The organism is Burkholderia sp. BCC0405 (assembly GCF_902833075.1).
Taxonomy (GTDB): Bacteria; Pseudomonadota; Gammaproteobacteria; order Burkholderiales; family Burkholderiaceae; genus Burkholderia.
This window is the reverse complement of the sequence record NZ_CADFEO010000018.1, coordinates 89,078-111,567: the sequence shown is the minus strand read 5'-3', so window position 1 is coordinate 111,567 and position 22,490 is coordinate 89,078. Positions and strand designations below refer to the sequence as shown.

The following is a 22,490-nucleotide window of genomic DNA, read 5'->3' as shown; positions in this document are numbered from 1 at the left end:
CGGCTCAGATCGCGTCGAGCGGGATCTTCAGGTAGCGCACGCCGTTGTTTTCGGGCTCGGGCAGGTGGCCGGCGCGCATGTTGACCTGCACGGACGGCAGCATCAGCACGGGCATCGCGAGCGTGGCGTCGCGCGCGGTGCGCATCGCGACGAAATCGTCCTCGCTCACGCCGTCCTTCACGTGCACGTTCGCGCGGCGCTGCTCGGCCACGGTCGTTTCGAACCGCACGTCGCGGCCGCCCGGCTGGTAGTCGTGGCACAGGTACAGGCGCGTGTCGGGCGGCAGCGCGAGCACGCGCGCGATCGAGCGGTACAGCGTGCGCGCGTCGCCGCCGGGGAAGTCGCAGCGGGCCGTGCCGTAGTCGGGCATGAACAGCGTGTCGCCGACGAAGGCCGCGCGCTGCGTCGCATCGTCGACGCAGTAGGTCATGCACGCGGGCGTATGGCCCGGCGTATGCAGCGCGCGGATCGTCAGCGCGCCGAGCGCGAGCGTGTCGCCGTCGTCGAGCAGCCGGTCGAACTGGCGGCCGTCGTGCGCGAAGCCGGGGCCCGCGTTGAACAGCGTGCCGAACACGTGCTGCACGCGGCGCACGTGCGAACCGATCGCGATCCGGCCGCCGACGTGTTCCTTCAGGTACGGTGCGGCCGACAGGTGGTCGGCGTGCACATGGGTTTCAAGCAGCCAGTGCACGTCCGCGCCGAGTTCGGCGACGCGGGCGATCAGCCGGTCGGCGCTCGCCGTGTGCGTGCGGCCGGATTTCGGGTCGTAGTCGAGCACGCTGTCGATCAGCGCGCACGCGCGGCTCGCGGTATCGAGCAGCAGATAGCTGACGGTGTGGGTCGCCGGGTCGAAAAAGCCTTCGACCGACAGCGTGGGGGCGTTGCTCACGGGGTGTCCTCGATCGGGTTCTGCATCTGCAATCCGGATCAGTAACTCAAGAAGCGTGCCAGCCTGCATCGCAGTGCCGACCGATCTGCCAGGGACTTGATTCGGCTCGGATTTTCGGTGCGGCCGCAGCGATACGCGGGTGTCGCCGGCACCGGTTCGTCACCGTGGACTGCCACATCTGGCAGGGCCGTGGCAGAATTGGCAGTCTGCGTGGCAGTTCGTCAGGCAGCCCTACACCGAGCGTCCGCATGAATCCGCACGACACCATCCCGATCGTCCCCGCGCCGCGCCACGACGTCATGCCCGACGTGCGCGCGCTCGTCGCGTATCTCGAGCAGGATCCGCAACCGATGATCGTCGTCGATCCCGACTATCGCATCCTCGCGGCGAACGATGCGTACCGGCGCCAGTTCGGCGTCGCGGGCGTCGAGCACGTGGGCCGGCACTGCTTCCAGGTCTCGCATCACTACGACGTGCCGTGCGACCAGGCCGGCGAGCATTGCCCGATGAAGCAGGCGCTCGAATCGCGCGGGCTGAACCGCGTGCTGCACATCCACCACACGCCGCGCGGCCCCGAGCATGTCGACGTCGAATTGCGGCCGATCTTCGACGCGAACGGCGACGTGATCGCGTACGTCGAGCGGCTGACGACGGTGCGCAGCGCGTCCGCGCAGCCGAGTGCGGAAGGGCTCGTCGGCGGCGCGGACGCGTTCAATGCGGCGCTCGGCGCATTGCAGCGCGTCGCGCCCTCGATGCTGCCGGTGCTGCTGCTCGGCGAATCGGGCACCGGCAAGGAACTGTTCGCGCGCGCGCTGCACGAGGCGAGCGACCGCGCGATGGGACCGTTCGTCGTCGTCGACTGCTCGGGGATCGCCGAGACCCTGTTCGAGAGCGAACTGTTCGGGTACGAAAAGGGCGCGTTCACCGGCGCGAACCAGCGCAAGCCGGGCCTCGTCGAAACCGCGCAGGGCGGCACGCTGTTCCTCGACGAGATCGGCGACGTGCCGCTGCCGATGCAGGTGAAGCTGCTGCGCCTGATCGAGTCGGGCACGTTCCGTCGCGTCGGCGGCGTCGAGGCGCTGCGCGCGGATTTCCGGCTGGTAGCGGCGACGCACAAACCGCTGCGCGAGATGATCGATGATGGCCGGTTCCGGCAGGACCTTTATTACCGGATCAATGCGTTTCCGATTCCGTTGCCGGCGCTGCGCGACCGGCGCGGGGACATCGCGCTGCTGGCCGAATCGATCCTGCGGCGGATCGCGAACGCGCGCGCCAGTGCGGGCGACGGGAGCGCGCGGCCGTTTGCGGCCCGGCCGTTCGTGCTGACCGAGCCCGCACGGGCGTGCCTCGAAGCGTATGCGTGGCCGGGCAACATCCGCGAGCTGCGCAACGTGCTCGAACGCGCGTGCCTGTTCGCGGACGACGGGACGATCCGGATCGAGCATCTGCCAGCGGAGCTGGTCGCCGCATCGGCGGCGCCGCAGGACCATACGGCCGATGCGCGCGGCGTGTCGGACGCGGAGCTGGTGCGCATCGCGCGCACGTTCGACGGCACGCGCAAGGCGCTCGCCGATCAGGTCGGCATGAGCGAGCGGACGTTGTACCGGCGGATGAAGGCGCTCGGGCTCGGATCGCGCGAGCGCTGAACGGGCGGGCGGCTGGCAGCGGCAGGCGGCTTTGTCGATAATGGCGGGTTCGATCCTGCCTCCACGTCACCGATGAAGACTCGCTTCCTTTCGCCCGGTCTGTTTCTTGCCGCCACCGCGCTGTGCAATCTGGCGCAAGCCGCCGCCCAATACACATGGACCGACGCGGCCGGTGCACACGCGGTGACGCTCGCCAGGACCGAATCCGGCGACGACGTCGAACTCAAGGTGGCCGCGACGCTCGACGGCCGGCCCGACTGGACCGTACGTGACTACGTGAAGGCATGCCCGGTCGACGTGATCCTCGACGTCGTGCCCGCGTCGATCGAAATGCGCGACCTGCTCGGCAACGGCCGCAAGCAGTTCCTGTTCGCGTACAAGATCGGCTGCCGCGGCGACGTCAGTGCCGACCAGGTCAAGTACTTCCTGGTCGACCAGGGCACGAAGTACGTGCTGCGCGGCGAGGAAACCGTGACGGTCAACGGCAAGTTCATGGACGGCGGCGCGGCACCCGTGCCGAATGCGGACCTGAAAGCCCAACCTGCGTTTCTGCGCTACATGACGAAGCATTGGCACGGGATCAGCGTGCGCGACTATCGATAGGCGTGCGCTCAACGCGCAGGCGCAAGCTGCGCCATCGCCTCCCGCACGAAGCCGATCAGCGTGTCGTCGATCCACGAATCCTGCGTCAGCGACGGCTCGTTCATCATCGCCCGGCGGAATTTCGCATGCGTGGCCGGATCGTTGCCGGCATAGCTGCAGAACAGCGCGAGCCAGCGCTGCGCGAGCGCGCGGCCTTCCGGTGAATCCGGCCTGGCGCCCGCATCGATCGCGTCGCGCACGTCGCCCATCAGCTGCGGCCATGCCATCGCGCTTTCGCCGTAGTGGGCGCGCATGAAGCGGATCTCGTCCGGCGCGAGATACTTCTCGAAGATCCGCATCTTGGTTTCCGACGACGCGCGCAGGACATAGTCGCGCAGCGCGGTCGAAATGCCGATCTTCGACTGCATCGCCGGTTCATGCTCATGCATCAGGTTCAGCTTCGCCAGCAGCCGCGGGTCGTTGTTCGTGTCGCGCACGAGCAGCGACATCCAGCGGCTGGCGAGCGCACGGGTGCGCTCGTCCTCGGCGGGTACGCCCGCATCGTGCAGCGCACGCACGTCGTCGACGAGTGCGATCCATTCTGCGTCGCCCGCCTGGCTCTTCTGGTACATCGGCAGGCGCGCGAGTTCTTCCTCGGAAAAATATTTGTCGTACACGGTCATCAACTCCAGTGTGGTGAGCCAATCGGCCAGCTCCGGCTCCGTGCCCGCGGCGAGCTGCGCGTGCAGGCTCACGAGCCGCTCGCGCAGCTGCGCGGTCTGTGCGAGCTGACGGTCGAGCAACGCGATCTGCTTCGCGACGATCTCGACGAGCGGGGTGTCGGGCTGGTTGAGGTGGTCGCCGATTTCGGCGAGCGACAGGCCGAAGCGACGCAGCGCCTGGATCTGGTGGAGCCGGGCGATGTCGTGGCGGTCGTACAGCCGGTAGCCGTTGTCGGCGCGCGCCGAAGGCGTCAGCAGACCGATCGCGTGATAGTGATGAAGCGTGCGGACGGTCAGCCCGCTGCGTTTCGCCAGTTCTCCCACTTTCAGTCGCATTCGTTCCTCCGTTCGGGTCGCACACTGGAGTCTCGAACGTTACGCTACGTGAGGGTCAAGCGGAAGATCGGGAATCGGGTGCGCGGGGAGAGGCCGCGCGCACCCGACGGCAGGGCTGGCTTATTGCGGCGAAGGCGGGGTGCCGGCGGTGGCGGCGCGCGCTTGCTGGCCGGTTGCGGCGTCGCCGGCTGCCGGGGCGGTCTTGCCGGACCGGCCTGCCTGGTCGACCGGCGGCGTGCCCATCGCCTGGTAAAGCCGCGCGGTATCCGCGAACCGCGCGCCGGTCGCGCGGATCTCGTCGAGCCGCGCGTTGCGGTACTGCAGTTCGCTGGCGCGCGCGGCCGACGGCGGCAGCGCGCCGAGCCGCACGCGGGCCGCGGCGTCATCGTACGCGCCGCGCGCGGACAGCGCGGCGCGCGACGACGCGTCGAGCGCCTCCGCGTCATGCTCGAGCGCCGCGAGCGAATCGGCGACGTTCTGGAACGCGCCGAGCACGGTCTGCTTGTACTGGTCGACCGCGGCTTCGTAGGTCGCCTTCGCGGCGCGGCGCTGCGCGAGCAGCGCGCCGCCATGGAAGATCGGCTGGCTCAGCGACGCGCCGACGTTCCAGATCGAGCCGGCGCCCGACAGCATCGTCGGCCAGCTGAAGCCGCCTTTGCCCATCGCGGCCGACAGCGACAGCTGCGGAAACATCTGCGCGGTCGCGAGGCCCACTTCGGCCGCGGCGGCCTTCAGCCCCGCGTCGGCCGCCTGGATGTCCGGGCGGCTTTGCAGCAGGTCGGACGGCACGACGACGGGTACTTGCTCGGGCAGGTGCAGATCGGCGAGCGTGAGATCGGCCGGCGGCCGGTCGGGCGTGCGGCCGATCAGCACCGCGAGCGCATGGCGCGCCGAGTCGCGCTGCTGGCGCAGCGCGGGCAGGCTCGCCGCGAACGTGTCGGCGCTTTGCCGCGCGTTCAGCGCGTCGCTGCGCGAGGCCGAACCGAGCGCGTAGCGGCGTTCGGCATCGTGGGCCTGGTCGTTGGCGAGCGCGACGAGCCGCTCGGTCGTGCCGATCTGTGCATTCAGCACCGACACCGTGATCGACGCGGTGACGATGTTCGCGGCCAGCGCGCGCCGCGCGGATTCGAGCTGGAACGCGCTGACATCGACGCGCCGCGCCAGCGCGCGGTTCGCGAAACGCGACGCGCCGAACAGGTCGATCGTGTAGCTCGCCTGCAGTTGGCCGACGAACGTGTCGTACAACAGCGTCGGCGCGCCGAGCGCGGGAATCGGCACGCCGAGCGCACGCTGGCGCGAGGCCTGGCCGCCCGCGTCGATCGACGGCAGCATCGAGCTGCCGATCTGCCCGCGCAGCTGTTCGCGCGCGGCATCGAGCGAGTGCGATGCCGCGCTCAAGGTCGGGCTGTTGCGCAGCCCTTCGTCGACGAGCGCGTTCAGCGCATCGGAGCGGTACTGCTTCCACCAGTCGGGCACCGGTTGCGCGCCGACCTCGAACTGCTGCGCGACGCCTTGCGCGGACACGGTCTGCTGGACTTGCGGCGTGGTGCCGTAGTGCGCGGGCGACGGCATCGCGGGCGGCTCGCCGTTCGGCGCGAACCAGGCGCAGCCCGCGAGCGGTCCGGCGAGGCTCGCCACGGCGAGTGCCCGCACGGCTTGGGTTTTCAGGTTCATCGATCGATCCATGGTCAGGCTCCCGACGGCGCGGCCGGCATGCTGCCGCCAGGCGGCGGCCCGTCCTGCGGGTCGCGTTCGTCGCGCTTCACGCGGAACCACGTCGCGTACAGCGCGGGCAGGTAGAACAGCGTCAGCACGGTCGCGCTCGTGATGCCGCCCATCAGCGCGGTCGCCATCGGCCCGAAGAAGTTCGAGCGCAACAGCGGGATCAGCGCGAGCACGGCGGCCGCGGCCGTCAGCGTGATCGGGCGGAAGCGCCGCACGGTCGCGCCGATGATCGCGTCGATGCGCCGGTGGCCGACCGCGATGTCCTGTTCGATCTGGTCGACCAGGATCACCGAGTTGCGCATGATGATCCCGAACATCGCGATCACGCCGAGCATCGCGACGAAGCCGAACGGCTGGCCGAACAGCAGCAGCGTGGCGACCACGCCGATCAGCCCGAGCGGCGCGGTCAGCACGACCATCAGCACGCGCGAGAAGCTCTGCAGCTGGATCATCAGCAGCGTGAACACGGCGATCGCCATCAGCGGCATCTGCGCATTGATCGAATTCTGCGCCTTCGCGCTTTCCTCGACCGAGCCGCCGATGTTGATCTGATAGCCGACCGGCAGTTGCGCGCGCAACGCGTTCAGCTTTGCGTCGACCGCATGCGTGACGTCGATGCCCTGCGCGCCGGCGCGCACGTCCGACTGCACGGTGATGGTCGGCTGGCGGTCGCGTTCCCACACGACGCCGTATTCGAGCGTCGGCTTGAAGCGGCCGAGCGAGCCGAGCGGCACCGGGCCGTTCGGGGTTGGCAGCGCGAGGCCGGCGAGCTTCGCGGGGTCGACTCGGTCGGCCTTTGGCGCGCGCAGGTCGACCGCGATCAGCTTGTCGCGCTCGCGGTATTGCGTGACGGTCGTGCCGGACAGCGTCATCGCGAGGAAGCTCGAGACGTCTTGCGACGTGACGTTCAGCTCGCGCGCCTTCTTCTGGTCGATCTCGAAGCGCACCGAACGCTCGGCCGGCTCGTCCCAGTCGAACTGCACGTTGACCGTGCGTGCGTCGCCGCGCATCGTCGCCGCGACCTTCTCGGCGATCGAGCGGACCGTCGCGATGCTGTCGCCGCTCACGCGGAACTGCACCGGATAGCCGACCGGCGGACCGTTCTCGAGCCGCGACAGCCGCCAGCGCACGGCCGGGAACTGCTCGCGCAACGTGGTTTCGAGCCAGGTCGCGAGCTTCTCGCGGTCCTTCACCGAGTGCGCGGTGATCACGAACTGCGCGAAGTTCGGCAACTGAAGCTGCTGGTCGAGCGGCAGGTAGAAGCGCGGCGCGCCGCTGCCGACGAAGTTCACCGAATGATCGATCTCGGGGCGCTTGTCGATCACTTTCTCCAGGCGCTCGGTCTCGCGCAGCGTCGCCGCGAACGATGCGCCTTCGGGCAGCCGCAGGTCGACCAGCAGCTCGGGGCGATCGGAACTCGGGAAGAACTGCTGCGGCACGAGCGAGAAGCCCATCAGCGCCACGACGAAGAGCGCGCCCGTGATCAGCAGCACGACGAAGCGCCGCTCGATGCACCAGTCGATCCAGCCGCGCAGCCGCCGGTAGAAACGCGTGTCGTAGATGTCGTGCTCGTGGTCGTCGGGCAGGTGCGCCTCGTGCGCCTGCCGCTTGCGCTCGGGCAGCAGGTGGAAGCCGAGCAGCGGGATCAGCACGACCGCCGCGAACCACGACGCGATCAGCGCGATCGCCGACACCTCGAAGATCGAGCGCGTGTATTCGCCGGTGCTCGATTTCGCGAGCGCGATCGGCAGGAAGCCCGACACGGTGACGAGCGTGCCGGTCAGCATCGGGAACGCGGTGCTCGTATAGGCGAACGCGGCCGCGCGTGCGCGGGTGTAGCCCTGCTCGAGCTTCACGGCCATCATCTCGACCGCGATGATCGCATCGTCGACGAGCAGCCCGAGCGCGAGCACGAGCGTGCCGAGCGACACCTTGTGCAGCCCGATGTCGAACAGGTACATGAAGAGGGCGGTGACCGCGAGCACGACGGGAATCGAGATCACGACCACCATCCCGGTGCGCAGGCCGAGCGACACGAGGCTCACGACCAGCACGATCGCGACCGCTTCCGCGACGGCCTCGAGGAAGTCGTCGACCGAATGCGCGACCGCGTGCGGCATGCTCGATACCAGCGTCAGCTTGAGGCCGGCCGGCAGTTGCGCCTGCAGGTCCTTCGATTCGTCGTCGAGCGCCTTGCCGAGCCGGATCACGTCGCCGCCCGGCTGCATCGTGACGCCGATGCCGAGCACCGCGTGGCCGTTCGCGCGCATCTGCGTGACGGTCGGATCGTCGTAGCCGCGCGTCACCGTCGCGAGATCGCCGAGCCGGAACGTGCGGCCGTTGATGCGGATCAGCGTGTCGGCGATCGCGCCGACGTTGTCGAACTGGCCGCTCGGCCGCACGAACACGCGGTCGTCGGCGGTCGTCAGCGTGCCGGCCGACGAGATGTCGTTCTGCGCGTTGATCGCCTGCCCGAGCTGCTGCGGCGAGATGCCGAGGCGCGTCAACTGCGCGTTGTTGACCTCGATGAAGATCCGCTGGTCGGGGTCGCCGAAATAGTCGACCTTGCCGACGCCCGGCACGCGCAGCAGCACGGTGCGGAGCTGGTCGGCGTAGTCGTGCAGTTGCGCGGGCGAGAAGCCGTCGCCTTCGAGGGTCCAGATGTTGGTGTAGACGTCGCCGAACTCGTCGTTGAAGAACGGGCCCTGCACGCCGGGCGGCAGCGTATAGCCGATGTCGCCGACCTTCTTGCGGATCTGGTACCAGGTCTCGGGCACGTCCTTCACGGGCGCCGAATCCTTCATCGTGAAGAAGATCAGCGATTCGCCGGGGCGCGAATAGCTGCGCAGGAAGTCGATGGCCGGCGTTTCCTGCAGCTTGCGGCCGATCCGGTCGGTCACCTGTTCCTGCACCTGCCGCGCGCTCGCGCCGGGCCAGAACGTGCGGATCACCATCACGCGGAACGTGAACGGCGGGTCTTCGGATTGCGCGAGGCGCGTGTAAGCGAGGATGCCCGCGAGCGTCGCGAGCGCGATCAGGTAGACGACCAGCGCCTGGTGGCGCAGCGCCCACGCCGACAGGTTGAAGCGGCCTTCTTCGTAGGAAACGCTCACGATGCGAAATCCTCCGGATGCAGCGGCGCGATCGCGCGGACCTTCTCGCCCGCGCTGACCGTGTGCACACCCTGCAGCACGACGCGTTCGCCGGGCTGCAGCCCGTGCGACACCGTCACCGTGCGCTCGTTGAAGCGCGCGACGTCGACGCGGCGCAGCTCGAGCGTGTCGTCCTTCGTACGCACGACCCACACGGCCGGTTGCTGGCCATCGTGGAACAGCGCGGTCGCGGGCAGCGTGATCGATTGCGCGTCGCCGGCGGCCGGTGCGTCGTCGAACGCGACGCTGGCCGTCATGCCGAGCTTGATTGCCGGATCGGGCGCGGCGAGCGTGAGCTTCACGCGATAGGTGCGGCTTTGCGGATCGGCGGCGGGCGCGATTTCGCGCACCTTCGCGGCGAACGAACGGCCCGGCAGCGCCGGCAGCGTGACGCTAGCCGCGTGGCCGGGCGTGAGCGACGCAAGCGCGGACTCGGGCACGTCGCTGACCACGTCGACGTCGCCGGACCACGCGAGCTGGTAGACGGCCTGGCCGGCCGACACGTTCTGGCCGGTATCGGCCTGTTCGGCGGTGATGGTGCCCGCGTGATCGGCGACGAGCGTGGCGTAGCGGAGCTGGTTCTTCGCGAGCGCGAGCTGCTGCTGCGCCTGGTCGCGCTGCGCGAGCGCCGACGCGTAGCTGTTCTCGGTCTGCTCGAGCTGCGCGGTGGCGATCAGGTTTTCGCGCGCCTGCGCGCGATCGCGGTCGAGCTGCTGCTTCGCGAACGCGAGGCTGTGCGTCGCGGCATCGAGTTGCGCCTGCGCGCTCGCGGCGTTCTTCTCGACGTCGGACGGGTCGAGCAGCGCGACGACCTGGCCGACCTTGACCGTATCGCCGAGGCGCACCTTGCGCTCGATGATCTTGCCGGCGATGCGGAACGACAGCGGCGTGGTATAGCGCGGCTGGATCTCGCCGGGGAGCGTGCTGGCGACGGCGGCGCCGTCGGCATGGGCGGGCAGCGCGACGACGGGGCGCGGCGCGGGCGGCGCGGATTCTTTCGGATGACAGGCGGCGAGGACGAGCGCGGCGCCGACCAACAGCGCGGCGCGGGAACCGGAGCGATTCACGAAACCCCCAGATGAGGTGAGAGCGAGAGCGGAACGAAGCCGGCAAGCGCGGCGGGCGCTTGCCCCGAGCGGCGCCGACACGGGCGTGCGGACACCATCTTTCAGAAACTGTGGCGAATTCTAATACACACCTGTATCTGAATGCAAAGATGAATCCGAAAGGGGATTGGTGCTAGACTGCGCGCCATGAAACCTCAGCGCTTAACCCGTGAGCAGAGCAGGGACCAGACGCGCGAACGTCTGCTGAATGCCGCGCATCGTATTTTTCTGAAGAAAGGCTTTGTGGCCGCGAGCGTCGAGGACATTGCGGCCGCGGCGGGCTTTACGCGCGGCGCGTTCTACTCGAATTTCCGCAGCAAGTCGGAACTGCTGCTCGAACTGCTCGCGCGCGACCATGATTCGGTGCGGGCCGATTTCGAAGCGATCTTCGAGGAAGGCGGCCCGCGCGAGCAGATGGAGTCGATGGCGCTCGCGTACTACCGGACGCTGTTTCGCGACGACGAATATTCGCTGCTGTGGGGCGAGGCGAAGCTGCAGGCCGCGCGCGACGCGAAGTTTCGCGTGCGCTTCAACCAGTTCCTGCACGCCAAGCGGCTGCAGATGGCCGAATTCATCCAGCGCTTCGCCGAGCGCGCGGGCACGCCGCTGCTCTTGCCGGCCGAGACGCTCGCGTTCGGCCTGATGTGCCTGTGCGACGGCGTGCAGTCGTTTTACACGGCCGATCCGCAGCACGTGTCGGCCGACTCGGCCGAAGCGGTGCTCGCCGGGTTCTTCGCGCGGGTCGTGCTGGGGCGCGCGCCGGACTGAGCGGGGCCGGGTTCGCGGGCGTCGTGCTCGCCCGCGGCAGACGGCAGGCGGCATGCGATGAAGCGGTGCGGCGCGCGTCGCGCCATGCGCGTCAGCGCTCGCCCGTCATCCGCCGGTACGCGTCGAGCAGCGACGTCTTGTAGACCACCCCCGCGAGCGTCGGCTCGGCCTCGCTCTCGATCACCGGCAGCCGTTCGCCCTGGAACGCCATGAAGCGTTCGAGCGCGGTGGCGAGCGGCATGTCGGGCGTGAGGAGCGGAAACGGCGTGTGCGCGTAGTGCGCGGCCGTCTTGTCGGTCGTGTCGCGCTTGTCGAGCAGGTCCGACGTGATGTCCTTCAGCGCGACCGCGCCGCGAAAGCGCCCGGCGTCGTCGGTCACGTACAGGTACTTCACCGGATATTCGAGGAACACGCGCGTCATGTCCGCGACGCTCGCCGTGAGCGGCACGACCGTCTGCGCGGGCTGGATCAGCTCGCGCATCTGCGTGGTGCGCAGCCGCATCCGCTCCTGCGCGTCCTGGTAGTGGTGCAGCGTGATCTCGTACATCGACGTCGTGCCCGTCGCACGGGCGACGAAATACGCGAACACGCACGACACCAGCAGCGGCAGCACGACCTGGTAGCTCAGCGTCATCTCGAAGATCATCAGGATCGCCATCAGCGGCGCCTGCGTGGCGCCCGCCATGAACGCCCCCATCCCGACGATCGCATACGCGAAGTACGCCGACGTATGGCCGGGCCACAGCGCTTCCATCGCGAGCCCGAACAGCGAACCGAACACCGCGCCGACGAACAGCGTCGGCGTGAACACGCCGCCGATCGCGCCCGAGCCGGCGGTCGCGGCGGTCGCGATCACCTTGAACACGAGCACCGCGACGAGCGCCTGCCAGGTCCACGGCGAATGGAGGATGTGGTTCACGACGCTGTAGCCGTTGCCCCACACGTCCGGAATCCACACCGAGATCACGCCGACGACGAGGCCGCCGAGCGCGAGCCGCACGGGCAACGGCACGGGCAGCCGCTTGAACTGGTTCTTCGACGCGTCGAGCAGGTGCAGGAACTGCGGCGCGAGCACGCCGCACAGCGCGCCGAGCACGACGAACAGCAGCACCTCGGGGCCGGTGACGGCCGGAAACACCGGCATCTCGTACGGCGGCCGGTAGCCGACGAATTCGCGCATCACGATGTTCGCGACGACCGACGCGACGACCATCGGCCCGAAACTCTCCATCGCGATCGTGCCGAGCACGATCTCCGATACGAAGAAGGCGCCGGCGATCGGCGCGTTGTAGGCGGACGTGATGCCGGCCGCCGCCCCGCAGGCGACCAGCAGGCGCAGGCGCGGCGGGTCGAAGTGCGCGAAGCGGCCGACGAGCGACGCGGCGAGCGCCGCGAGCTGCACCATCGGGCCTTCGCGGCCGATCGAGCCGCCGCTGCCGATCGTCAGCAGCGACGACACGCTGCGCCACAGGCTCTGGCGGACCGGCACGATGCCGTTGCCGAGCGCGACCGATTCCATGTAGTCGGTCTTGGCGGCCTTCTTGTCGCCGCGCGTCGCCAGCAGCAGCACGCAGCCGGCGAGAAAGCCGCCCGCGGCCGGCATCCAGAACCGCACGTACCAGGGCAGGCTCTTCGCCATCTGCACGAAGCTGCCGCTGTGCCCGGAGATCAGGTGCTGCATCAGGTCGATGCCTTCGCGGAACGCCATCGTGGCAAAGGCGCCGCCGACGCCGACGATGGCCGACCAGATCAGCATCGTATGGGCGTCCGACAGGCGGAACAGCGTTTGGGCGCGAGTGCGCAGCTTCAGCAGGAACGAGAGCACGGCTGAAAGAGGGCGATGGAAAACGACGCGAAGCATAGCACTGCGCCGCGCCCGCGGGACCATCCCGTCGGGCGCGGCGCGCGAAGTGTCACGGGCGGGCAACTCAGCCAAGCCAGTGCTGCACGGCCCAGGTGATCCCGTAGCCGCCGGCGATCAGCCATACGTACAGGATCAGGCCGGTCATCAGCGCACGGGGGCCGGCCGCGCGGATCTGCGCGACGCGGGTTTCGATGCCGAGCGCGGTCATCGCCATCGTCAGCGCGAAGGTGTCGAGCACGTTCAGCGTGTGCGTGACGTCGGCGGGCAACACGTTCAGCGAGTTGACGATCACGAAGCCGAGGAAACCGAGTGCGAACCAGGGCACGGCCACCTTGCGCTTGCCTTGCGCGCCGCCGGCGGTGGCGCGCGCCGAGCGGGCGAGCCACCAGCCGAGCACCAGCAGCACCGGCACGAGCAGCATCACGCGGGTCATTTTGACGATCGTCGCGACGTGCGCGACCTGCGGGCTGATGTCGCTCGCCGCGCCGACCACCTGCGCGACCTCGTGGATCGTGCCGCCGAAGAACAGGCCGAGGCCGGCCGGATCGAGGTTCAGCAGCCCGGCGTGATACGCGAGCGGGTACAGGAACATCGACAGCGTGCCGAACAGCACGACGCTGCCCACGGCCATCGCGCTCTGGTGCGGCTTCGACTGCAGCGTCGACTCGAACGCGAGCACGGCGGCCGCGCCGCAGATCGCGCTGCCCGCGGCGGTCAGCAATGCCGAGTCGCGGTCGAGCTTCATGATCTTCATGCCGGCCCAGGTGCCGAGCACGAGCGTGCTGACGACGACCAGTACCGACACCGTCAGGCCCGGCAGCCCGACCTGCGCGATTTCCTGCAGGCTCACGCGCAACCCGAAGAACGCGACCGCGATGCGCAGCAGCTTGCGCGCGGAGAAATTGACGCCGGCCGCCCAGCTGGCCGGCATGCCGTCGCGCAGCGCGTTGCCGTACAGCGCACCGGCGACGATGCCGACGATCAGCGGCGACAGGCCGAGCCCCGCGATCGCGGGAAGCTGGGACAGGCTCGTGACGGCGGCGGCGAACAGCGCGACGAACAGCACGCCGTTCAACTGGCCGCGCATCGACGGCGCGGCAGGGCTGAGATGGGGAGTCGGGGCAGTGGACATGGAAGCACCGTGATGGAGCGTGTTGCGATGCTGTAATCCTAATTTCGTTATATCGATATGAAAAATTGTGATTTGTGACGTAAACTATCCGGAAAGCCGATAATTTGACCCCATGACCCCGGATCAACTGATAACGTTCGCCGCCGTCGCCGAACACCTGAACATCAGCCGCGCCGCCGTGGCGCTGCATCTGTCGCAGCCGGCCGTGTCGGGCCAGTTGCGGCTGTTGCAGGACGAATTCGGCGAGCCGCTGTACCAGCGCGAAGGCCGCGGCATCCGGCTGACCCCGGTCGGCGAACAGCTCGCGCAGTACGCGAAGGCGCAGCGCGACACCTTTGCGCAGGCGCGCGCGTTTCGTGACGCGGTACGCGGCCTCGAGGCCGGCACGCTGCGCATCGGCGCGAGCACGACCCCCGCGAGCTACCTGCTGCCGTACCTGATCGCGGCGTTCCAGCCGCGCGCGCCGCGCGTGGCGATCCAGACGATGAGCGGCAACACGGCCGACGTGGTCGCGGCGCTGCCGTCGCTCGATATCGCGATGATCGAAGGGCCGCCCGGCGAGGCACTGCCGCCGGGCACCGCGGTGCATGCGTGGCGCGAGGACGAGATCGTGGCGATCGTGCCGGCTGGTCATCCGCTGGCCGCGCCCGACTACGCGTCGGGGGTCACGCTCGACGCGCTGGCGGCCCATCCGCTCGTACTGCGCGAGGCGGGCTCCGCCGTGCGGCAACTCGTCGAGCGCGCGTTCGCGCAAGGCGCGGCGCCGATGCGCGTCGCGTTCGAGATCGCGGGCGTCGAGGCGGTGAAGGAAGCCGTGCGGGCCGGGATGGGCGTCGGGTTCGTATCCGCGATGTCGCTGCGTCACGACGATGCCGCGCTCGTCCTGCGCTCGCTCGCGCCCGCGCCGCTCGCACGTCACTTCTCCATCCTCGTGCCGCACGGCGGCGCGCCGTCGCGGGTCGCCGCACAATTCCTCGAGATGAGCCTCGCGCACGACGTCGCGTGAGCGGCCGCACGCCCGGCCCGGGAACGCGCGATGCGCGCCGTGTCGGTGCGCATCCGCGTCGTTGCCCCATCTTAGGGATTTCCTCTATGGCGTGGGTCCGACGCGGAGCGCACCATCCGTCTCAAGCAAATGGAACCGGTTCCATTCCGGTGAAAAAGGGCAAAATGACAGACATCGTGATCGTGGCGAGCGCATTCGGGATGGATCGCGTGCGTCAGGAGGGCCACGGCGCATTCATCGCGACCGCGGCAGCGTCCGGTGCGACCGGCTTCGAGGTGCGGCGCGAACTGTTCGCGTCCGAAGCGGAGGCAGCCCCCGCCGCGCTGGCCGCGCTCGGCGCGCAACTGGCCGGCCACGGGCTGTGGTCGGTCTATTCGACGCCGGCCAACCTGTACACGGAAACGGGTGCGCTCGATGCGGACGCGTTGCGCAGCGCGCTCGCGGAAGCCGACGCACTCGGGGCGCGCTTCGTGAAATTCCAGCTCGGCGGCTTCGCCGGCGACGCGCACGCGGCGGACATCGTCGCGCTATCGCGCGGCGCGCGTGCCCGCGTGGTGGTCGAGAACGGCCAGCTTCCGGTGGGCGGCGCGCTCGCGCAGTTCCGCGGGCTGTTCGAGGCATTGGCCGCGGCGGGCACGCCCGATGCGCTCGGGATGACCTTCGACATCGGCAACTGGCAGTGGCCGGGCGAAGCGCCGCTTGACTGCGCGCAAGTGCTCGCGCCGCATGTGGAATACATTCATTGCAAGGCAGTCGCGGGCGAGGGCGCGCGCCGTTTCGCCGCCGCGCCGGCGCCGAACGACCCGCTCGTGACCGGCGTGCTAGCGGCGCTGCCGCGGCAGGCGCCGCGCGGTATCGAGTTCCCGTTCGACGCGGCCGACCTGGCGGGCGATGCATGCCGGCGCGTCGCGTGGCTCGCGGCCGCGTGACGGCGGAAGGATCCTGGAGCGTTCATTCATGAAAGCAGCACTCGATGTCGTGACCTACGGCGAAGCGATGGCGATGTTCGTCGCGAACGAGCCCGGCCATCTCGCGCACGCGGCGCAATTTTCGAAGCGGATCGCGGGCGCCGACCTGAACGTCGCGATCGGCCTGTCGCGGCTCGGCTTCCGGGTCGGCTGGATGAGCCGCGTCGGTCGCGATTCGTTCGGCGGCTACGTGCTCGACACGCTGGCGCGCGAGGGCATCGACGCGTCGTGCGTGACGGTCGACCCGCGTTATCCGACCGGCTTCCAGCTGAAGTCCCGCAACGACGACGGCAGCGACCCGACCGTCGAATATTTTCGCAAGGGCTCGGCCGCGAGCCACCTGTCGTGCGACGACTACGTGGCCGACTACGTGCTCGGCGCGCGCCACCTGCACCTGACGGGCGTCGCGCCGGCGATCTCCGCGACGTCGTGCGAGCTCGCGTTCAAGCTCGCGCGCGAAATGCGCGCGGCCGGCAAGACGATCTCGTTCGACCCGAACCTGCGCCCGACGCTGTGGCCGTCCGCCGACGTCATGGCGAAGACGCTGAACGCGCTCGCGTCGCTCGCGGACTGGGTGCTGCCGGGCATCGCCGAAGGGCGGCAACTGACCGGGCGCGACACGCCGGCCGACATCGCGGGCTTCTATCTGGCGCAGGGTGCGCGCGGTGTCGTGATCAAGCTCGGTGCCGAAGGCGCGTACTACCGGACGGCCGACGGCCGTGACGGAACGGTGGCGGGCGAGCGCGTGCAGAACGTCGTCGACACGGTCGGCGCCGGCGACGGCTTCGCGGTCGGCGTGGTCAGCGCGCTGCTGGAGGGCAAGACGATCGAGCAGGCCGTGGCGCGCGGCAACCGGATCGGCGCGCTCGCGATCCAGGTGATCGGCGACTCGGAAGGGCTGCCGACTCGCGCCGCGCTCGATCGATTCGAAAACGTCAGCAATCGCGCCGATCGCTTAGAGGAAACCTTCACCGCGCAATGAGAGGCCGGACACGGCACAATCCGCGGACTCTTTCGTCGTGCACGCGCACGGCAACGTTCGGGACCGGGGCGCGCGCCGAAGCGTGCGTTCCGACACAGGAGACATTCTGATGGCCAACACACTCGCTGCCCGCCGCTGGTGGACGATCATGCCGATCGTCTTCATCACGTACAGCCTCGCCTACCTCGACCGCGCGAACTACGGGTTCGCGGCCGCGGCCGGCATCAACCAGGACCTCGGGATCAGCAAGGGCCTGTCGTCGCTGATCGGCGCGCTGTTCTTTCTCGGCTACTTCTTCTTCCAGATCCCCGGCGCGATCTATGCGGAACGCCGCAGCGTGAAGAAGCTCGTGTTCGTCAGCCTCATCCTGTGGGGCGCTTGCGCGGCGCTCACGGGCGTGGTCAGCAACATCCCGTCGCTGATGGCGATCCGCTTCGCGCTCGGCGTCGTCGAGGCGGCCGTGATGCCGGCGATGCTGATCTACATCAGCAATTGGTTCACGAAGAACGAGCGCTCGCGCGCGAATACGTTCCTGATCCTCGGCAACCCGGTCACCGTGCTGTGGATGTCGATCGTGTCGGGCTATCTCGTGCACGAATTCGGCTGGCGCCACATGTTCATCGCCGAAGGCGTGCCGGCCGTCCTCTGGGCCGTGTGCTGGTGGTTCCTCGTGCAGGACAAGCCGGCCGATTCGCCGTGGCTCAACGCACAGGAAAAGCGTGACCTCGACGCCGCACTCGCGGCCGAGCAGGCAGCGATCAAGCCCGTGCGCAACTATGGCGAGGCGTTCCGTTCGCCGGCGGTGATCAAGCTGTGCGCACAGTATTTCTGCTGGAGCATCGGCGTGTACGGCTTCGTGCTGTGGCTGCCGTCGATCGTCAAGAACGGCTCCGACCTCGGGATGGTCGCGACCGGCTGGCTGTCCGCGTTGCCGTATCTCGCCGCGACGATCGCGATGCTCGCCGCATCGTGGGCGTCCGACAAGGTCGGTTCGCGCCGCGGTTTCGTGTGGCCGTTCCTGCTGATCGGCGCGGCGGCGTTCGCCGCATCGTACGCACTCGGCTCGTCGCACTTCTGGATTTCGTATGCGCTGCTGGTCGTCGCAGGCGCCGCGATGTACGCGCCGTACGGCCCGTTTTTCGCGATCGTGCCGGAACTGCTGCCGAAGAACGTCGCCGGTGGTGCGATGGCGCTGATCAACAGCATGGGCGCGCTCGGCTCGTTCGTCGGCTCGTACTTCGTCGGCTACCTGAACGGTGCGACCGGCTCGCCCGTCGCGTCGTACGCATTCATGAGCGCCGCGCTCGTCGCGGCGGTGATCCTCACGCTGTCCGTCAAACCCCAGGCGCGCGATACGCATCCGCTCGCGACGCCGCTGCAAGGAAAATGAATCAGATGAAGCCCCGTATCGTCGCGTACAAGCCGCTGCCCGATGACGTCCTCGCGTACCTGCGCGAGCATGCGGACGTCGTGCGGGCCGACGGCGCCGCAGCCCTCGCCGATGCGCTCGGCGATGCGGACGGCGCGATCGGCGCGAGCCTGAAGGTCACGCCGCAGATGCTCGACCGCGCCCCGCGGCTGAAGGCGTGGTCGACGATCTCGGTCGGCTACGACAACTTCGACGTCGCGGATCTCACGCGGCGCGGGATCGTGCTCGCGCATACGCCGGACGTACTGACCGAGTCGACCGCCGATACGGTGTTTTCGCTGATTCTCGCGTCCGCGCGACGCGTGGTCGAGCTGGCCGAGTGGGTGAAGGCCGGCCACTGGCATCACAGTATCGGCCCCGACCTGTACGGCACCGACGTGCAGGGCAAGACGCTCGGCATCGTCGGGCTCGGGCGGATCGGCGGCGCGGTCGCGCGCCGCGCGGCGCTCGGCTTCCGGATGCAGGTGCTGTACGCGAACCGCTCCGCGCATGCGGAAGCCGAGACGCAGTACGGCGCGCGGCGCGTCACGCTCGACGAACTGCTCGCGCAATCGGATTTCGTGTGCCTGCAGGTGCCGCTGTCTGCGCAAACGCACCACCTGATCGGCGCGGCCGAATTCGCGAAGATGAAGCGCGGTGCGATCCTGATCAACGCATCGCGCGGGCCGGTGGTCGACGAAGCCGCGCTGATCGATGCGCTGCGCGCAGGCACGATCCGTGGCGCGGGGCTCGACGTGTTCGAGAAGGAGCCGTTGCCGGCGGATTCGCCGTTGTTGCAGATGAAAAATGTCGTCGCGCTGCCGCATATCGGCTCGGCGACGCACGAGACGCGCCACGCGATGGCGCGCTGCGCCGCGGAAAACCTGGTCGGCGCGCTGGCCGGCACGCTGCGCACGAATCTCGTCAATCCGGATGCGCTCGCGCACGCCTGAGCCGCCGCGGGTAGCGGGGCGGCCACCGGTCGATGGTTGGCCGGCGGGGTGCCGGCTTCGTTAGAGTCTATGGTCTTGGTGCCGGATGGCTGGCTGCGTTATGATCGCCCGCGTCGCATCGACGGCCCGGCAACGCTGCCGGCGGCGTCCCGCGACAGGTATCCGCGCCAGGTCCGGTGCGGCCGACTGTTTTTGCAGGTGACCGGGGCGGGTGCCGACGCGCCGGCGCCGATCAGCAGAAGCAGGGGATCAGCGTAAGCTCAAGCAGCCAACGCTGACCGACTGCGAAGCATGGGATCCGCGTAAGTGCCGAAGCGCTGGAGCGCTGACGCGGGTCGACAGGAGATTCCACCGGGTGGCTTACGTTTCCAACAACAAAGGTCCGTCTGCTCACGAAGCGGCGCGGATCGTACGTCGCGAGGCACGACAGTGACCGATTCGCAACCTACCACGACGCGTCCGGCGACGATCAGCGATGTCGCGCGCGAGGCCGGCACGGGCAAGACCAGTGTGTCGCGCTACCTGAACGGCGAGACGCACGTGCTGTCCACCGATCTGCGCCAGCGGATCGAATCGGCCATCGCGCGGCTCAACTACCGGCCGAACCAGATGGCGCGCGGGCTCAAGCGCGGCCGCAACCGCTTGCTCGGCATGCTCGCGGCCGACCTGACCAATCCCTATACCGTCGAAGTGCTGCAGGGCGTCGAGGCCGCATGCCACGCGCTCGGCTACATGCCGCTGATCTGTCACGCGGCAAACGAAGTCGAGATGGAACGCCGCTTCCTGCAGTTGCTCACGACCTACCGCGTCGAAGGGCTGATCGTCAACGCGCTCGGCGCCGACGAGGACGTGCTGCGCCCGCTGCGCGGGGCCGGCATCCCGGCCGTGCTTGTCGACCGGACGGTCGAAGGCTTCGAGGCCGACCTGATCGGCCTCGACAACGCCGACGCGATCGAGACGGCACTCGCGCACCTGGTCGAACACGGTTTCGACGCGATCCATTTCGTCGTGCAGCCGTTCGAGCGCGTCAGCTCGCGGCGCCTGCGCGAGGCTGCGTTCCGCGCGGCGCTGGCGGCGCGCGGGCTGGCGGTGCCGTCGACGGTCGTGCTCGACCTGAACGCGCCCGACGCCGTCACGGCGGCGCTGGCCGACATCGATGCCCGCATCGACGACGCGGCGCGGCGCGGCGTGCGCGCGGCGCTGTTCGCCGCGAACGCGCCGGTCGCGCTCGCGATCGCGCGCCACCTGCGCGCGCGTTTCGGCACCGCATGGCAGCAGCAGGCGGCGCTGCTGTCGATCGACGATCCGGAATGGGCCGAGCTGATCGGCATCACGACGATCCGCCAGCCGACCTACGAAATCGGCTACAAGGCCGTCGAATTCGTGCACGAGCGGATCGACGGCGCGGCGGGCGACGTACGCGTCTCGCTGTTGCCGGGCGAGCTGGTTGCGCGCGCGTCGACCGCAAGCTGAGTATCATGCGGGGCACGCAGCGCGCCGGATGCGCTGCCCCGAACAAGGAAATACATGACTGTCGCTCCCGTCACGCTGGCGGTGCTGATCGCCGCCACGCTGATCATCGCGCTCCTGCCGCTCATCCTCTTCCGACTCCTGCGCAAGCCGCTGGCGCTGAACCGCCGCGATACGATCGTCGGCGTCGCCGTCTTCACGCTGTTTGCGATGATCCTCGAACGCGCGTTCCACGGGCTCGTGCTGAGCCGGACGCCGCCGGATGGCTGGCTCACGCAGCCGCTTGCGTTCGTCGCGTACAGCGCGCTCGCGACCGCCGTGTTCGAGGAAGTCGGCCGCTATCTCGGGATGCGTTTCCTGAACCGCCGCTACGGCCCGTCGGCGGGCGACAGCCGCGGAATCGGTTACGGGATCGGTCACGGTGGCGCCGAAGCGTGGTTCGTCGGCGTACTCGTGTGGGCCCAGTGGTCGTATCTCGCGTGGCTCGCGAGCCGCGGCCAGCTCGAAACGCAACTCGCCGACCTGCCGGGCGATACCGTCGTGCGGCTGCACGTGATGCTTGCGACGCTGTCGGCGCAGTCGATCCTGCTGTTGCTGGTCGAACGCTGCACGGCATTCGTGCTGCAGCTTGCGCTGTCGGTGCTGGTCTGGCGCGGCGTGCGCGCCGGCCGCGCGGGCGTGTTGCCGCTCGCGATCGTGCTGCATGCGCTGGCGGCCGCGCCGGCATTGCTGTACCAGGTTCGCGTGCTGCCGGCCGGCTGGGTCGAGGCCGCGCATGTCATGCTGGCCGCGATCCTGGTCGTCGTGCTGGTGAAGGTGTGCCGGCCGTCGCAATCGGCAGCCTGACGGGAGAGACGGGATGGATGACTATCTGATCGAATGCCAGAGCGCGGAATTCGACGCGCTCGCCCGCGTGATCTGCGATCTCTTTCCGGAGCAGACGCGTTTTGCCGAAAGCAGTGACGCCCGCGGGCGCTTCCTGTCCGTTCACTGGCTCGCGATGCGTTTCGGCTCGGCGCCGAAGCGGATGACGCTCGATATCCGTATCGTGCCGGCCGCGCTCGCGCGCTATCTGGCGCTCAAGCCGATGCAGCGCGCACGCAGCCATGCGGTGCTGCATGCGTATACGGAAGCGATGCTCGGGTCGCTCGAGGAGCGCCACGCGGCCGGTGAGGCCGTCGAGCGCGACGCGGAACTCGAACTCGACGAAGACTTTGCGTGACCGTTCGCGCCGGCGCCATGCCGGCGCGTCGCATCACGCGTCGCGGTAGACCTGCGCGAAGCGCTGCGCCTGCACGACACCGTAGTCGCCGGGCGCATACTGCATCACCCAGTCGCCGGCGACGCCGCGCAGCATGTCGCCGTTTTCCGAACGGGCGATCGTGAAGGGCTCGTCCATCCGGCGGGCGAGCACGACGGCAGGCCGGTTCCGGTAGTCGCCCGGCTCGCCGTGCGTGAGCGCCGGATCGGCGGGCAGGTATTTGGCGTCGAAGCGCGCGCGCGACACGACCCAGCGGTCGCCGGTCGAGCCCGTGATCAGCGCGTCGCCCGCGATATAGCGGTTCGGGCCTTCGAGGCTCATCAATTCGCCGTCGGCCTCCGCGAAGGACACGGCGACGGTTTCGTCCTTGACGACGCGACGGGCCTGCGGATCGGTACGCAGGTCGAGGTGCTTGAGTTCGAGCATGGCGGGGCGGTGCGGGAAAGCTGGAAAAGCCGGGAGCTTATCCCGAATCCGGCGCGCCGTGTGACGCGCCGGTCGCCTGGAGCGGCGCGGCGCC

Annotated in this window: 19 protein-coding genes; 11 read left to right on the top strand and 8 right to left on the bottom strand. The window is 69.0% G+C overall.

The features are described from left to right. Nucleotides 1-4: 4 nt before the first annotated feature. Entirely contained in the window at nt 5-889 is an 885-nt protein-coding gene (locus tag HWX36_RS26545) for an MBL fold metallo-hydrolase (RefSeq protein ID WP_175956162.1), read from the bottom strand. Between the two features lie 248 nt (nt 890-1,137). Between HWX36_RS26545 and HWX36_RS26540 the strand changes: the two genes are divergently transcribed. Both HWX36_RS26540 and HWX36_RS26535 read left to right on the top strand, forming a co-directional pair. Beyond that, a complete protein-coding gene (locus tag HWX36_RS26540; protein WP_175956161.1) occupies nt 1,138-2,535 on the top strand; it encodes a sigma 54-interacting transcriptional regulator in 1,398 nt (465 codons plus the stop codon). 72 nt (nt 2,536-2,607) lie between these two features. Continuing rightward, nucleotides 2,608-3,138: a DUF4124 domain-containing protein gene (locus tag HWX36_RS26535; RefSeq protein WP_175956160.1), complete on the top strand. Its 531-nt coding sequence runs from the start codon at nt 2,608-2,610 to the stop codon at nt 3,136-3,138. An 8-nt stretch (nt 3,139-3,146) separates the two neighbouring features. Here the strand turns inward: HWX36_RS26535 and HWX36_RS26530 are convergent, their stop codons facing one another. The 4 genes from HWX36_RS26530 to HWX36_RS26515 form a co-directional block, all read right to left on the bottom strand. Then, nucleotides 3,147-4,175 (bottom strand): MerR family transcriptional regulator, encoded by a 1,029-nt coding sequence (locus tag HWX36_RS26530; RefSeq protein WP_175956159.1) that lies wholly within the window; start codon nt 4,173-4,175, stop codon nt 3,147-3,149. Between the two features lie 120 nt (nt 4,176-4,295). Then, nucleotides 4,296-5,861 carry an efflux transporter outer membrane subunit gene (locus HWX36_RS26525; protein ID WP_175956157.1) on the bottom strand — a complete coding sequence of 522 codons (1,566 nt, stop codon included), beginning with the start codon at nt 5,859-5,861 and terminating at the stop codon, nt 4,296-4,298. A gap of 2 nt (nt 5,862-5,863) precedes the next feature. Further along, nucleotides 5,864-9,013 (bottom strand): efflux RND transporter permease subunit, encoded by a 3,150-nt coding sequence (locus tag HWX36_RS26520; RefSeq protein ID WP_175956155.1) that lies wholly within the window; start codon nt 9,011-9,013, stop codon nt 5,864-5,866. Further along, nucleotides 9,010-10,119: an efflux RND transporter periplasmic adaptor subunit gene (locus HWX36_RS26515; protein WP_175956153.1), complete on the bottom strand. Its 1,110-nt coding sequence runs from the start codon at nt 10,117-10,119 to the stop codon at nt 9,010-9,012. Before HWX36_RS26515 ends, HWX36_RS26520 begins: the two co-directional genes overlap by 4 nt. A 186-nt stretch (nt 10,120-10,305) precedes the next feature. Here HWX36_RS26515 and HWX36_RS26510 point away from each other — a divergent pair, with 186 nt between their 5' ends. Beyond that, nucleotides 10,306-10,926 carry a TetR family transcriptional regulator gene (locus HWX36_RS26510; protein ID WP_175956151.1) on the top strand — a complete coding sequence of 207 codons (621 nt, stop codon included), beginning with the start codon at nt 10,306-10,308 and terminating at the stop codon, nt 10,924-10,926. 91 nt (nt 10,927-11,017) lie between these two features. Here HWX36_RS26510 and HWX36_RS26505 read toward each other — a convergent pair whose 3' ends face one another. Both HWX36_RS26505 and HWX36_RS26500 read right to left on the bottom strand, forming a co-directional pair. Next, nucleotides 11,018-12,751 (bottom strand): ClcB-like voltage-gated chloride channel protein, encoded by a 1,734-nt coding sequence (locus HWX36_RS26505; protein ID WP_208457824.1) that lies wholly within the window; start codon nt 12,749-12,751, stop codon nt 11,018-11,020. Between the two features lie 103 nt (nt 12,752-12,854). Beyond that, nucleotides 12,855-13,922 carry a YeiH family protein gene (locus HWX36_RS26500; protein WP_175956147.1) on the bottom strand — a complete coding sequence of 356 codons (1,068 nt, stop codon included), beginning with the start codon at nt 13,920-13,922 and terminating at the stop codon, nt 12,855-12,857. Nucleotides 13,923-14,034: 112 nt separating this feature from the next. On the opposite strand from HWX36_RS26500, the gene HWX36_RS26495 reads away from it, so the two are divergent. The 8 genes from HWX36_RS26495 (at nt 14,035) to HWX36_RS26460 (ending at nt 21,931) form a co-directional block, all read left to right on the top strand. Beyond that, nucleotides 14,035-14,928 carry a LysR family transcriptional regulator gene (locus tag HWX36_RS26495; protein ID WP_175956145.1) on the top strand — a complete coding sequence of 298 codons (894 nt, stop codon included), beginning with the start codon at nt 14,035-14,037 and terminating at the stop codon, nt 14,926-14,928. Between the two features lie 164 nt (nt 14,929-15,092). Then, nucleotides 15,093-15,857, top strand: a complete 765-nt coding sequence (locus HWX36_RS26490; RefSeq protein WP_175956143.1) for a sugar phosphate isomerase/epimerase — start codon at nt 15,093-15,095, stop codon at nt 15,855-15,857. 28 nt (nt 15,858-15,885) lie between these two features. After that, nucleotides 15,886-16,878: a sugar kinase gene (locus HWX36_RS26485; RefSeq protein WP_175956141.1), complete on the top strand. Its 993-nt coding sequence runs from the start codon at nt 15,886-15,888 to the stop codon at nt 16,876-16,878. Between the two features lie 109 nt (nt 16,879-16,987). Beyond that, nucleotides 16,988-18,268: an MFS transporter gene (locus HWX36_RS26480; RefSeq protein ID WP_175956139.1), complete on the top strand. Its 1,281-nt coding sequence runs from the start codon at nt 16,988-16,990 to the stop codon at nt 18,266-18,268. Nucleotides 18,269-18,273: 5 nt separating this feature from the next. Beyond that, nucleotides 18,274-19,239, top strand: coding sequence for an NAD(P)-dependent oxidoreductase (locus HWX36_RS26475; protein WP_175956137.1), 966 nt, complete (start codon nt 18,274-18,276; stop codon nt 19,237-19,239). A gap of 429 nt (nt 19,240-19,668) precedes the next feature. Continuing rightward, nucleotides 19,669-20,712 (top strand): LacI family DNA-binding transcriptional regulator, encoded by a 1,044-nt coding sequence (locus HWX36_RS26470; protein WP_175956135.1) that lies wholly within the window; start codon nt 19,669-19,671, stop codon nt 20,710-20,712. A gap of 54 nt (nt 20,713-20,766) precedes the next feature. Then, nucleotides 20,767-21,555 carry a YhfC family glutamic-type intramembrane protease gene (locus HWX36_RS26465; RefSeq protein WP_175956133.1) on the top strand — a complete coding sequence of 263 codons (789 nt, stop codon included), beginning with the start codon at nt 20,767-20,769 and terminating at the stop codon, nt 21,553-21,555. 13 nt (nt 21,556-21,568) lie between these two features. Next, nucleotides 21,569-21,931 carry a DUF3022 domain-containing protein gene (locus tag HWX36_RS26460; protein ID WP_175956131.1) on the top strand — a complete coding sequence of 121 codons (363 nt, stop codon included), beginning with the start codon at nt 21,569-21,571 and terminating at the stop codon, nt 21,929-21,931. Between the two features lie 33 nt (nt 21,932-21,964). On the opposite strand, the gene HWX36_RS26455 is transcribed toward HWX36_RS26460, so the two are convergent. Then, nucleotides 21,965-22,396 (bottom strand): PGDYG domain-containing protein, encoded by a 432-nt coding sequence (locus tag HWX36_RS26455; RefSeq protein ID WP_175956128.1) that lies wholly within the window; start codon nt 22,394-22,396, stop codon nt 21,965-21,967. Between the last annotated feature and the right edge of the window lie 94 nt (nt 22,397-22,490).